General features: G+C 46.5%; 11 protein-coding genes. 8 read left to right on the top strand and 3 right to left on the bottom strand.

The window, feature by feature from the left end:
* Positions 1 to 12: 12 nt before the first annotated feature.
* Entirely contained in the window at positions 13 to 234 is a 222-nt protein-coding gene (gene sipA / locus QT996_RS08160; protein ID WP_333045729.1) for a regulatory protein SipA, read from the top strand.
* 127 nt (positions 235 to 361) lie between these two features.
* Here sipA and QT996_RS08155 read toward each other — a convergent pair whose 3' ends face one another.
* A complete protein-coding gene (locus QT996_RS08155; RefSeq protein WP_333045727.1) occupies positions 362 to 3,727 on the bottom strand; it encodes an EAL domain-containing protein in 3,366 nt (1,121 codons plus the stop codon).
* Positions 3,728 to 4,257: 530 nt separating this feature from the next.
* Here QT996_RS08155 and QT996_RS08150 point away from each other — a divergent pair.
* On the top strand, positions 4,258 to 4,698 hold the full coding sequence (locus QT996_RS08150; RefSeq protein WP_333045725.1) for a pentapeptide repeat-containing protein: 441 nt from the start codon (positions 4,258 to 4,260) through the stop codon (positions 4,696 to 4,698).
* Between the two features lie 151 nt (positions 4,699 to 4,849).
* Here QT996_RS08150 and crtH read toward each other — a convergent pair whose 3' ends face one another.
* Positions 4,850 to 6,394, bottom strand: coding sequence for a carotenoid isomerase (gene crtH, locus QT996_RS08145; RefSeq protein ID WP_333045723.1), 1,545 nt, complete (start codon positions 6,392 to 6,394; stop codon positions 4,850 to 4,852).
* On the opposite strand from crtH, the gene QT996_RS08140 reads away from it, so the two are divergent.
* From QT996_RS08140 to QT996_RS08125, 4 genes are all read left to right on the top strand, one after another.
* Positions 6,318 to 6,743 carry a hypothetical protein gene (locus QT996_RS08140; protein WP_333045780.1) on the top strand — a complete coding sequence of 142 codons (426 nt, stop codon included), beginning with the start codon at positions 6,318 to 6,320 and terminating at the stop codon, positions 6,741 to 6,743. The genes crtH and QT996_RS08140 overlap by 77 nt on opposite strands.
* A 170-nt stretch (positions 6,744 to 6,913) precedes the next feature.
* Complete coding sequence (gene upp, locus QT996_RS08135; protein ID WP_006635025.1) at positions 6,914 to 7,564, top strand: uracil phosphoribosyltransferase; 651 nt, start codon at positions 6,914 to 6,916, stop codon at positions 7,562 to 7,564.
* Positions 7,565 to 7,792: 228 nt separating this feature from the next.
* Entirely contained in the window at positions 7,793 to 8,260 is a 468-nt protein-coding gene (locus tag QT996_RS08130; protein ID WP_333045722.1) for a TMEM165/GDT1 family protein, read from the top strand.
* 60 nt (positions 8,261 to 8,320) lie between these two features.
* Entirely contained in the window at positions 8,321 to 8,614 is a 294-nt protein-coding gene (locus tag QT996_RS08125; RefSeq protein ID WP_006635027.1) for a TMEM165/GDT1 family protein, read from the top strand.
* 443 nt (positions 8,615 to 9,057) lie between these two features.
* Here QT996_RS08125 and QT996_RS08120 read toward each other — a convergent pair whose 3' ends face one another.
* Positions 9,058 to 9,564 (bottom strand): hypothetical protein, encoded by a 507-nt coding sequence (locus QT996_RS08120; protein WP_333045719.1) that lies wholly within the window; start codon positions 9,562 to 9,564, stop codon positions 9,058 to 9,060.
* A 322-nt stretch (positions 9,565 to 9,886) separates the two neighbouring features.
* Between QT996_RS08120 and QT996_RS08115 the strand changes: the two genes are divergently transcribed.
* Positions 9,887 to 11,137: an MFS transporter gene (locus tag QT996_RS08115; protein ID WP_333045718.1), complete on the top strand. Its 1,251-nt coding sequence runs from the start codon at positions 9,887 to 9,889 to the stop codon at positions 11,135 to 11,137.
* Positions 11,138 to 11,365: 228 nt separating this feature from the next.
* Positions 11,366 to 13,486 (top strand): iron uptake porin, encoded by a 2,121-nt coding sequence (locus QT996_RS08110; protein WP_333045717.1) that lies wholly within the window; start codon positions 11,366 to 11,368, stop codon positions 13,484 to 13,486.
* Positions 13,487 to 13,527: the final 41 nt, after the last annotated feature.

Raw genomic sequence — 13,527 nt, 5'->3', positions numbered from 1 at the left:
GGAATAAAGCTCATGGAAAAAGATTTCACTGTCGGTCAAAAAGTCCGAGTTGTGGCGATGCCACCTTACGTCAAAACTGCCGAACCGATGCCGATGCTGCGGCCTGCGAATGTAATTGCGATCGGCGCTGAAGGTGTTGTGATCGATCGGCGTCCCGGCAATTATTGGGGAATTCGCTTTGAAAAAGGTGCCTTTTTGTTAGACAGTCAGTACATTGAAGCTGCTATCAGTTGACAGTTGACAGTTTTCATTGGGCAGTGAGCAGTTGTCATTGGGAATTGGGAATTGGGCAATTCTCCCTCTTCCCTCTTCCTTCTTCCCTCTTCCCTCTTCCCTCTTCCTTCTTCCTTCTGTCAACTCTTCAACAAGCCAGCTTACCTTCAAAAGCCAAAGAATCAACAGGAAAGTTCCCCAAAAACCCCTCTAAAATAGGAGATGTGAAGTTACAAGGTTGAGGCTTTCCCAAATGATAACCTTGAGCGTAATCTACCCCAAGTTCATTTAGTTTATCCATAATTGTTTGATTTTCCACATACTCCGCAATAGTTTTAATTCCCATGACATGAGCAATTTTGGTAATAGCTTCTACCATTGCAATATCAATAGGATTGTCGGCAATATTCTTAATAAAATTGCCATCAATTTTGAGATAATCAACTGGTAAGCTTTTCAGATAAGCAAAGGAAGACATCCCGCTGCCGAAGTCGTCCAAGGCAAACTGGCAGCCTAGTTCCTTGAGTTGCAAAATCAAGCTGGCTGCCTTGCTGAGATTACCGATCGCCACGGTTTCGGTAATTTCAAAACAAATTATTTGCGGCGGTATTTGATGGATGGAAAACTGTTCCTGAATAAACTCGATAAACTTTTCTTCGTTGAGGCTGTCCCCAGAAAGGTTGATTGAATAAAGGTTGGGATATTTGCCAAATGACGATTGCAGATCAGACAAAAGAGAGCAAGCAGGGAAGGTAACTATTTTATCGCTGTCTACCTCGGGGTTTTGGACTAATAAATTGGCCGTGAAAAGTTTAGATAAATTGCTAAATAAAGTACGAATCACCCAGCGGTCGATCGCGTGCATCAAGTTGTAGCGTTCTGCCGCCGGAATAAACGCCATCGGCGACACCACCTGACCAGTTTCAAGCTGGAGGCGCAGCAGGATTTCGCAGTGGGTTCCGGTGGTTGGAGAGTTGAGCAAAGGTACGATCGGCTGAGAGTACAAGCAAAAGCGATTCTCTTCTAAAGCTTGATTAATTTGCACCACCCACTGCGTTTCGCCGTGCTGTTTAATTAATTCTTGATCGCCGGCTTGATAAACCTGCACCCGGTTGCGACCTTTATTTTTAGCAGCGTAGCAGGCCATATCGACCGCGCTCAAAATCGCAGATGTCGATGCTGTTTTGGGATTGATTGCTACCAAACCGATACTGACGCCGATCGAAAAAGTTTTGTCCTGCCACGCAAAGCGGAATGCCTGAATGCTTCGCAGCAGCGTTTCGGCAACATCCAATCCTCGATCGACGGGACGGTTATACAGGAGTACGGCAAATTCATCGCCACCCAGACGTGCCAAAATATCTGTTTTGCGGATACTGCTTTTAAATAGCTGGCTGACTTGGCGCAGTAGTTCGTCCCCAGCAGCATGACCGCAGGTGTCGTTAACTATTTTGAAGCGATCGAGATCCAGGTAAAGCATCACGTGTTCTTGCCCGTAACCTTGAGCGCCGTGTAGGGCGTGCTCTAGCTGGTACTCAAATTCCCGGCGGTTGACTAATTGCGTCAGGGGGTCATGAGTTGCCTGCCAGGTGAGTTGCCGCGCTTGAGTTCGCACTTGCGTGACATCTCGGAACACAACGACGGCGCCGACAATTTCGCCGCTGCTAGCGTGGATGGGGGCGACGCAGTGGTCGATCGCAAATTCGCTGTTGTTGTGGGCAATCAGCAAATTGTTGCGCCCTTGGTCAACAATCCGACCTTCGGACAAAGCGATTTCGGCGATATGTTCGATCGGCAGCCGGCTAGTTTCGTCAACTATTCTCAGCACGCTGGCGAGGGGCAAACCCTTAGCTTCCAATGTAGACCAACCCGTGAGTGTTTCGGCAACTGGATTCAGGGTCGAAATGCAGCCGTCGGCGTCAGTAGTGATGACGCCATCGCCGATCGATTGTAGAGTAACCTGAGCGAGTTCTTTTTCTTCAAAAAATGCTTGTTCCATGCGCTTGCGATCAGTAATATCTCGCTGCACCGACACCCAGTGGGTAACGTTCCCGGAGGTGTCGGCAATGGGTACGCTGTTGAGTTCCACCCAATATGTTGAACCGTCTTTGCGGTAGTTAATCAATTCTAGGCGTAGGGGTTCTCGGCGAGAGAAAGTACGGCGAATTTTAGCGACTTGGGTGGGGTCGCTTTCTGGGCCACGCAAGCAACTGGGGGTTTGTCCGATGATTTCTTCGGGTAGGTAGCCCGTCATTTGGGTAAAAGCTTCGTTGGCATAGATGATGCTGGGGTCGGAGATATCGCTGTCTCCCGCATCCATAATCACGATTGCGTCGTTAGCGTTCACTACAGCAGATTCTAAAAGGTGGAGTCTGGCCTCGGCCCTGACGCGGGTAGCAATTTCGCTTTCTAGTCTGGCGTTAGTCAAGCTGAGGGATGCGATCGCTTGTTGCAATTCCCTAGTCCTTTCTGCCACTGAATCGTGCAGAACATCGATCGCCCCGGACATTTCCATGGGATCAAGTACGCGAAGTATGTTGGTTTGAGTAACTATTCCCAGGAGTTCTCCGCGTTCCCCCGTTACTACCAACCTGCGGACTAAACGCTGGCGCATTTCCTGATGAGCTACCCACAGCGAGTCTTCTTGCTTGAGGCTAAATAAAGGGGTACTCATCACCGTTTGGGCGATCGTTTGCGACAAATCTATTTCTAAAGCTTGAAATTCGACAATATCCCGTTCTGTGACTATACCTACTGGAATGGGGAACGGTAAATTCATCGATAATTCTGTTGATTCTGTAATTACTACGCAGCTAACGCGGTGCTGCGCCATCAACTCGGCTAAACTCCTAACTGACGCGGAGCGAGGCGCTTGAATGACTTGTGCGGTCATTACTTCTTTCACGCTACGCATTTTTAAAATATTTGCCGGTTTCAGCATGGCTTGGCGAATGCTTTCCGGCGTAATTACTCCTAATAGTTGACCGTCAGTGTCCAATATTGGCAAATGCTTAATTCTTCGTTGCCCCAGGAGAATTAGGGCGCTGAAAATGTCTTGAGTCTCGGCTTTGGTTAGAGTTGCTGCGGGCTGCTTCATGACTTCTGCGATGGTGACACCTTTTAAGTTTTTGCCCGAGGCAATCAAATCGACAAGATCCCTCTCGGTGAAGATTCCTTGCAATTGAGAATTTTGAGCAGACTGCGAGGAGAATTTTTCTAGGGATTTTTCCACGACAAAGACGCAGATACCTGTCGCGTCTCTAAATGCGCTTGAGGTGGGGGGATTTGCGATTTCTGTTAGTTGCTGATAGATATCGGTTGGTGGAATGTCTGCGTTTAGAGAACAAGTTCCGCGCCGTTGGCCCATCAGGGTAATTACTTCTGCTAGTGGGGTATGGGGCGCGACTGTCAAGGGGTAGCGGTCAATTACTTGAGCTAAGGTTGGCAGATACTTGGATGAATCGTTGTTGAGCATATTTAATTGAGTTTTGCGATCGCGTGGACTCTGCGACACTCCAAAAAAGTGCTGCTTTCCAAGCACTAGGTGGATTTTTACGGCGCTGCTGAGACCTAATTAAAATTTATTGTTAAAAATGCAGCTGAGCTTGGACTGGGGATCAAGCCAGTGAATGCTTTTCCTCTACCTATAAAGTTATAAGCTTATCTTTATTTTAAATTAAATTTTCTGTCTCGTGACACTTTTATTAAAAACCAAGTATTTTATGTGAACTTTTTGCGATAGGATCATCCCTAAAATCATCCCTCGTATTGCGAATCATCTCCCTCTTCAGAATGACACATCGGTTGGCTATATTAGCTAACCTAGAAAAGGTTACTACAAAAGTGCACTGTATTAAGTTCGGCAGTGTTAAGTTTTGCGAAACTATGTTTTGCGAGCTTGTTGAGACCATCTATGCGTTGTTGAGGGCAATCGATGTCACAGCCAAGCTGTGAATTAGATCGCAACTTGCGAAAACAACGGTGGTAAGATTGTAGATATCAATAGAAGAACTTAAATACAGAGTCTGGTGAGGAAAAGGGATTATGAAACGCAATCTATTAGCCGCTACTTTTTTAATTACTCCCCTACTGTTGGCCGGGCCGGCTCGCGCTGAAAATCCCGCTCACGTCAAACAGTTATTGTCAACGGGCCAATGTTTTCAGTGCGACTTGTCAGGAGCAGATTTAACGGGAACTCATTTAATTGGTGCTGACTTGAGAGAAGCAAATTTACGAGGAGCAAACCTATCTAGTGCCAACCTGGAAGGTGCTGACTTGACCGGCGCTAACTTGACAGGTGCTAACTTAACCGCAGTTTTCCTGACTAATGCCAGTTTAAATGACGCAGACCTCGATCGGGCAAATCTGACCGCGGCTATCATTAACACCGCTGACGTATCCGGCGCATCAATGGAAGATATGACCATCACAGATGCCAAAATCTACAATACCCAAATCGGCGTCGGCGGTAGCTACGACCAGTGAACTCAGCAAAAGAATGAAAACTGCCAATTTTCAGTTTAAAACCCGGTTTTTCCCCAGAAACCGGGTTTTTAGTTTTTGTGTAAAGTACCCCGGAACCTCACATTTTCTCTCATATTTCAAGCAAGCCGTCTGACGCACCCTATCACTACCGCTAAAAACCCAAATCAACCGCAATTCGGTGCGCGCAAGCAAACCCAGAAAATGCCACCGCATTTAAACCCTGTCCGGGAAACGTACTGTCACCCACACAATACAAACCAGGCATAGAAGTTCGATTAAACGGCATTCCCAGCAAACCCATTAGCTTCTGTCGCGGAATCGGCCCGTAAGTTCCGTCTTCGCGCCCCAAAAAGCGGCGGTGAGAACGCGCTGTCCCAACTTCCATATAATCCAAACCGGCATCTAAACCGGGAAAAATCTTTTCTAATCTTTCAATAATTCTCCCTGCCGCCTCTTCCTTTTTCTCCTCGTATTCCTGCTGCGAAAGTCCTTCCCACTGTTCCATCCAACTCGAAGTAAAAGCGTGAACGATGTGATATCCTGCGGGAGCTAAATCCGGGTCGAGCACGGTCGGAATTGACACCAACACAGTCCCCTCCGGCGCTTCCATTTTGTCCCAATCTTCTAACAAAATGTGGTGGCAGGCACTACCCGCAGGGATTACGCTTGCTTCCACCCCCAAATGCAAACTCAAGAAACTGGGGGCTTTTTGATAGCGCTGCTGCCACTTCTTCTCGCTAGCGGGCATCTCTTCTGCGGGCAGCAATTTCTCAAAAGTATCCCAGCGCGTGGCGTTAGAAACGATGCGCTTTGCGCGGTAAACTTCCCCGGTTGCTAGCTCGACTCCGACAGCGCGGCCGTTTTCTGTAATAATTTTTTTCGCCTTAGCTTTGTATTGAATTTTCCCGCCGCATTTTTCTAATCCTTCTACTAATTTTTGGGCGATTTGACCGACTCCGCCTTTGGGATAATTTATGCCACCGTAATGTCTGTCGGAAAATACCATTCCGGCGTTAATCATCGGCGTCAAGTCGGCAGGTACTACAGACCAGTAGTAGCATTCCATGTCGATAAATTTCAGCAAAGTAGGGTCTTTGATGTAGCGGCGTGCAATGTCCCCAGTATTTTGAGGCAAATATTTTACCAATCCCAAACAGGCTAAGGGATTCTGAAAAAAGACTCGGACTAGATATCCGGGTTCTTCTAGGGATAGCAATTCCATCCCGTTGAGGCAGTTAAAGACGTTCCAGCATTCGCCGTAAAATTTGTGGATTCCTTGGCGTTCGTGAGGGAACCTGTCAGTTAATTCTTGCAAGTATTTGTCATAAGCCTGGGGAACTTCAAGTTCCAAGCCGCTGGGTAAGTGATAGTGAAGCTGTACGGGGTCGGGAATCGTTTCTAAGGTGACGTTGACTGCTTTCAGGGCGCGGGTGAGGAGGTTGGTGGTGCCACGCTGTCCGAAACCAAAAATCATGGAGGCCCCGACATCAAATCTGTAGCCTTCTCTATCGAAATATCCAGCGCTACCCCCCGGAATTGTATAGCTTTCGAGCACTAAAACTTTGGCTTTCTTAGCGGCTAGCTGGGTGGCTGTCACGAGTCCGCCAATGCCGGAACCGATGACAATCACATCAAACTCTTGCTGTGTATGGCGGGAGTTGGGAGAAAATAATTGGGATTGGGTAGGAGCTGACATTCGGTTAAAAATCTTAATAATTTCTATAATATTACAGTCGATCGCTCTAGAAGGAAGAAGGAAGAAGGAAGAAGGAAGAAGGAAGGACGAAGAAGGAAGAAGGAAGAAGGAAGAAGGAAGAAGGAACAAAAATAAACTATTTCCAATGCCCGATGCCCGATGCCCGATGCCCGATGCCCTCTCTGCTCCATGCCCGATGCCTAATGCCCCAGCTAAAAAAAAAAAATGCGGGAACAGTCTACCATTGCCGACTGCCCCCGTCTGCCGATCCTTTGAGAGGAGAACACTAAAAATCACTATAGTCTTATTGCTAATTAATGTCAATACTATTGGTAAAATATTTCAATAAGCTGATGGAGGTTGATCGGCGAATGGGGTCTAACTCAATCTCTGGCTTGTATGCGCCCTCAAGGATGTGATAAGTTGCACAGAGCGATCGATCGCCCGTTGGCGAAGCCCTCAAGGACGATCGACCGCAGCATAAAATGCCTCCAACCTCGCACTCTCCCCAATTTTCTAATGTCCCTGCAACTGCGCGTTTACGTTCCTCCACATCCATTAATTAAACACTGGCTGGCTGTTGCTCGCGACGCCGCCACCCCATCGGTACTTTTTCGTTCTGCGATGACAGAATTGGGAAGGTGGCTGGCTTACGAGGCAATTCGAGAATGGCTGCCGACAGTGGAAACAACGGTGCAGACCCCTGTGGGCGAATGTCCGGCGACTTTTATCAACCCGGAAGCTCCGTTAGTTGTAGTACCGATTTTGCGGGCGGGTTTGGCACTGCTCGAAGGAATTCAGACGGTTGTACCGCTGGCTTCGGTTTACCACCTCGGCATGGCAAGAAATGAGGAGACGCTGCAACCGACTTGTTATTTGAACAAATTGCCGGCGCAGTTTAACCCGGAAACGCGGGTGATAATTAGCGAGCCGATGCTGGCTACGGGCGGCACGATTATAGCGACAATGCAGGAATTGACGAAGCGGGGAATTGACCCGAGCTTGATTCGGATTATCTCTGTGGTGGCTGCTCCTCCGGCTTTGAAGAGGCTGAGTGCAGAGTACCCGAGTTTGATGATTTACACGGCAACGATCGACGAAATAGTCAACGAACAGGGCTTTATTGTACCTGGTTTGGGAGATGCGGGCGATCGAACTTACGGCACATGAACAAGTCAGTCAGTCAAGTTGAGATTTGAGATTTGAGATTTGAGATTGACTCGACAGATAAATCTGGGGGGTTGTATGCCTTTTTGGGTGTGGCGAGTTGTTCCAGGAATCAGTTGCTGAAATATCGTCGGGGGAAAAAGATGACCCTGGTTTGGTAAAAGCAGGCACAGAGAGAGTTAGAATCAAAAGTACAAGTCAAAAATAAATAGCTTTTAGCACTCATTGCCCGTGAAACTTGATTCTGTTCCGCCAAGCTTGTCTGCTTCTGACTCAGTAAACCTCAATTATGATTTGCCACAACAGGTACAACTACAAATAAAAGAGGTTACTGAGATTTGTGCTGCTTTAACCCCGGAGCCCGCTGAACTCTCAGTGACTATAAATCCCGATATTTGTCAGGAAGAAAAGAAACTGAAGTCGCAGCAGTGGGCAATTTTTGCCTCGACTTTTGCAACTATTTTTTTGGCTGAAATTGGAGACAAAACTCAGCTCGCAATCTTGCTGATGACGGCTGAATCTCGAAATCCTTGGATCGTTTTTGCGGGTGCGGGTTCGGCTTTGATAGCAACCAGTTTGCTGGGGGTGTTGCTGGGAAGGTGGCTGGCTAGTCGGATTGCTCCGAGAACTTTGGAGAGAGCAGCCGGAGTGATTTTACTGGCGATTTCGGTGGTTCTGCTGTGGGAAGTGCTGGGTTAATTGTCTGCCTTGTCGGTAAGTCCTAGATTTCTACAATAGCTAACTAAGAACTAAAAAAACATGGACTGGCAACTTTTGGGAATTAGTTTTATTACAGTGTTTTTGTCAGAATTGGGAGACAAAAGTCAATTAGCTGTGATCGCCTTGGGCAGTAGTTGTAACTCGCCGCGGGCTGTATTTTTCGGCACCGCGTCGGCGCTGCTGCTGGCGAGTTTAATCGGTGTGGCGATCGGCTTCAGCACCGCAGAGGTGTTGCCGGAACGACTGGTAAAGGGACTTGCGGCGATCGGATTTGCGGTGATGGGCTTGCGCCTGCTGTGGCCAAAAGCAGATTTACCGGAAGCATCCGAGTAGGGCGTGCCGTGAGTCGATTTTAGATTTTAGATTTTAGATTTTAGATTTTAGATTTACTCTACAGATGAATGTAGGAAGTTGAACAAGAGTCTAAAATTTTGCTCTCTCAACCACAGGAGTCGTTCGCAAGTATCCGTTTTTGGGCGGGTCAGGAAACTTGACAGTATAGTTATATCAAATCTGTTAGCATCGGAGATTATTCATATCTCTCTTCTCTTCATCTGCGTGAATCAGCGTCAATCCATTCTCATCTGCGGTGAATAAATTTTCTTTTTTTAACCGCAGATACAGGCAGATAAACACAGATTAACGCAGATGAATATCAAATCCGGTGTTTACGATCGCGTTAAAATTTAAAAAATTAGCGGGGGGCGTGAATTCACGCCCCCCGCCGCTGCAGGTTGAGTTTTTTTTCTCAACTCCACCTCTGAGTATTGTGTCGATTAAACTTGGTTTTGGTAGCACCAGCCGAGCAGCGTACCGGCGACAGCCAACTTCAGGGCTTCCAATCCAAAATAGCCTTGGTGCAGTAGATTCATCCCGGCTGGCACTTCTGCTGCGGAATCGAACAGATTTAGGTGCATTCCCAAGGCGCTCATTTGGGGTGTCAGGGCGTAGGTGTCAATCAGGGCGATCGCCAGAAGTACCAATGATAATAAGATTGCTGTGCGGCTGCGCTTGCCGAAGTCACCGACTAAATTGCTCAAAACCATCAAACCCGTTGCCACCAGGCCCGAACAGATTAACTCAACGCGGTTGAATCCCCAGAACATTAAATTCCCCGCCGTTGCAAACTCGGGAGATGTCGTCATGCCAGATATGTAGAGACTGGGCATAATTACTAGATCCAAAATCAGGCTACCGCTGAGCCAGAAAATTAGAGACACCATGACAATTGCTTGCCAGCGCGGTTTGATGGATTCCACTCTTGATGTTGTAATAGCTGTCATATAATTAGACCCTCTAAAATTTTCTTCTGCCTTTTCTAGAGTTTAACTAACTTTTTTCTAAAATTCTGTTAAGTATTTTTAAATTAATGGTAACTTTTGTGTAACATACCCTGAATAATTGTTAAGCTCACTTATGTTTGTCATCACTGCCGTTAACTAATACTAATTCGGAAAAAGTACGGAATAAATTAATAATTACTCACAGGACTTATGCACTGCGACCAAAGATATCTGTTTTTGACCGGGATTAAAAGCCTTAACGTATTTCTTTCATAAAAAACCAGGTTTTTGCGTCCAGAAATAACTTTTAATTTAACTGTATATGCCTAAATTTCAATTATCATCTTGGTTGCCCCGTCTCCCCCCTCAAGTCTGGATTCTGGCCGCCGGCAGATTCCTCTCCCAAAGCGGCACCGGTTTTACTTTATTTTACGCGCCGATATTTTTTGTCGATCGCGTGGGTTTATCTGCTACTGCTGTTGGGATTGGTTTGGGTAGTGGTTCAGTTTCGGGCATATTTGGTCGAATTTTGGGCGGTTCTTTTTGCGATTCTAAATTTTGGGGAAGGCGGCGAACTTTATTGCTGGCGGCAGTTATTTGTGCTGTGGCTTCTTTTGTACTGGCGGCGACTAATGATTTCGTTGGCTTAATTGCGGGCAATTTACTGATGGGTTTTGGTGTGGGTTTGTATTGGCCTCCAACCGAGACGATGGTGGCGGATTTAACGGAGGGTGAACAACGACAGGAGGCTTTTGCTTTGACGCGACTTGCTGATAATTTGGGTTTGCAAATTGGGATTATTTTAGGTGGTTTGTTGATTGAGTTAACGGGAAATTATCGCTCGCTCTTTATTATTGATGGTATCTCGTTTTTAGTGCTGTTTGCGGTGGTGGCGCTCGCGATCGCCGAAACCTACAAACCAGCTAATTCAGCCGATATAGGCAAAAAAAGTCTAAAAAATGGCTGGATGGTGGCGCTGAGCGATCGCAGTCTTCTAGTTTATGCTTTAGTAAATACTCTGTTCACATTATATATTTCCCAAATCCAAACCACAATGCCGCTGTACTTTAGCAAGTTTGTCGCGGTGGGGACGGGAACAGGTTTTTCTACTGGTACAATTACCGTTTTGTTTGCTTTTAGCACGTTTTTAACTGTGGCTTTGCAACTGCCGGTTGTTAAAGCTTTGAGGCGGTTTTCCCACTCGAAAGCTTTGATGATTTCGGCGCTGCTGTGGGGAATGGGATTTATCGCGATCGGCTTGACGGGAATGGCTGCAACTGGCCATCTATTTTTAGCTGTTTTAGGCTTGAGCTTTTTGTCGGTTGCGACTGTTGCTTATACGCCTTTTGCTTCGGCTTTGGTGGTAGATTTAGCCCCAGAGTCTTTGCGGGGCGTGTATTTGGCGGTTAATTCTCAGTGTTGGGCGATCGGCTATTTAATCGGGCCGCCGCTGGGCGGTTTGGCTTTGGATAGAGGTAAATGGGCGGCCGATAATTTTTGGTTGGGCTTGGCTCTTAGTGTGATTGCGGCTGTGGTTATTTTGCAAAAGCTCGATCGAATGTTAAAAAAATAATTGCTAAAATACAACTTTTGTGATAATTTAACCCACCCGATAGATAAATAACTAACTCGCAAAAAATGCCTAGCGGCCTTAAGCTCTGATAGCAGGCGGTTGTTTTACTTATTTTATTAGACCTATAAAAAATATTAACTCAAGACTTTGTGGTTGGCGATACCACAGAGCTTTACAATTCCTAGAAAGCTAATAGCAATTTTACTATCAAATTTGTGAGGAGTTCTAGTGAAAGCACATCTACTATTTAGTGCTGGCGCAGTAGGTTTACTGTATATACTTGCCGGTTCTTTACCATTGGCAGCGATGCCTCCCGCCGAAAAAAAAATATTAGGTAGTGAAGAGTTAAAAGAGTCCGAGGCTAAAGTTAGGCTGAATACAACTGTTGAAAATCACGTCAAAGCCCCTGAAACATCCGAGTTAAAATTAGTTGAGGGGCTGCAAGTTGACAACACCGTCTCAACAACCAATCAACTCGCCAATCACCCCCAAGAAACTGCCAACCTGAATCTGCCCGAAACAGCAGCATTAACCGCAGAAAATTCCCGGGAAAACTCATTAAACTTAGCCGAAAAACCAGCAAACCCAGCCCCAGCCGTCACACAACAAGTATCTGTTGCCCCTTCCCAAAACTCGCAGACACCAGCAGAAGTCACAGAAAAAACATCTGTCATTCCCGCCCCTAACCCTGCACCAATAATTGCCCAAACAGAAACTTCTACTTCCGAAAAGTTAGCTGAAATCGAAAACAGCGCTTCCTTAGAACCCGCAGCAACCAACAGCAAAACTTCTGAATCCAGCGAACTCCAGCAAGTAACATCTGTATCTCAACTATCCGACGTGCGCCCGACAGACTGGGCATTTCAAGCCCTGCAATCTTTAGTCGAAAGATACGGCTGCATAGCGGGATATCCTGACGGCACATTCCGAGGCAATCGGGCAATGACTCGCTACGAGTTTGCCGCCGGTTTAAACGCTTGCTTGGATAAGGTTAACGAGCTAATTAAAGCAGGTACAACCAATTTAGCCACGAAAGAAGACTTAACCGCACTGCAAAGACTGCAAGAAGAATTTGCAGCAGAATTAGCTACTTTGCGCGGTAGAGTCGATGCTTTGGAAGCCCGTACCTCCGAATTAGAAGCCAATCAATTTTCGACAACAACTAAACTCAGCGGCGAAGCAATTTTTAGCGTTGCCGATACTACGAAAAACAATCATAGCGATACTCAAACAGTCTTCAATTACCGACTGCGGCTGAATCTGCTGACCAGTTTTACGGGCAAAGATACCCTAATAACAGGCTTACAAGCTTACAACATTCGCAGCTTCGGGCCTGATTTGGGTTTGTCAACGGGGGCATTTAGCGGTTTGTCTGACAGTCAGGCAAGGCTGAGTTTTGAGCCGCAATTCCCCGGAATCAATCCTCAGAATTTATCTAGCATTGGCGCCAATACTGTTGAACTTTACAAACTGCTTTACGTTTTTCCAGTTTCTAACAGCATCACTCTATTCGCGGGCCCAAAAGCTGAAACTTCTGATGCTTTTCAAGCCATCACTCCTTTCGCTGGAGAAGGGCAAGAATCTATTTCTAGGTTTGGAGGTTACAACCCTGTAGTGCGCGTATCCGGCGGCACTTCAGGCAGTGGCTTGGCATCGGCAGGTGGGTTTATTTGGAACCTTTCCAAAAAAGTCAATCTTACAGCTTTGTACGGCAGTGTAAATGCTGCTTTGCCCAACGATTTAGGCTTTCCAGCTACTCCGTTGGGTGCGGGTTTATTTAATGGCAGTACCGTTGCTGCGGCACAGTTAACGATTAAACCCACTAGCAGCATTGACATTGGTTTGAATTACGCTTACAGTCGCCACCAATTGAATATTCTTGCCACAGGATTATCTGATGCGGATTTGGGTTCAATTTTGGGAAGAGATAGACAACCTGTTAGTGGCGGGGTGAGGATGAATTCGTTTGGCGGTACTGCAACTTGGCGGCTTTCTCCGAAATTAGCTGTTTCTACCTATGGAGGTTGGATCATTGCTGATGCTGAAAGAAGCAATGCTTCTACAACTTTTAACAGTTGGATGGTAGGTTTCCATTTCCGAGATTTGTTCAAACAGGGCAATAATGCAGGTATTCTGTTTGGACAGCCTTTGGATCGGGATTCGGTAAGTGGCGGTGCTCGTTTTCAGGCAAATAAGGCAACTCCTTATCATTTGGAAGCTTATTATCGTTTCAAAGTTAACGACAATATCAGCGTTACACCGGGTGCTTTTGTGTTGTTCAATCCTGAAGGTACTAAGGATAATGATACTGTAGGGGTGGGGGTTCTCCGCACTACTTTTAGTTTCTAGAGTCGGAAAAATATAGCCTCTGCATGGGGCGGGGCGGGTTT

The organism is Microcoleus sp. S13C4 (assembly GCF_036700865.1).
GTDB lineage: Bacteria > Cyanobacteriota > Cyanobacteriia > Cyanobacteriales > Microcoleaceae > Microcoleus.
This window is presented reverse-complemented; position numbering and strand designations above follow the sequence as displayed.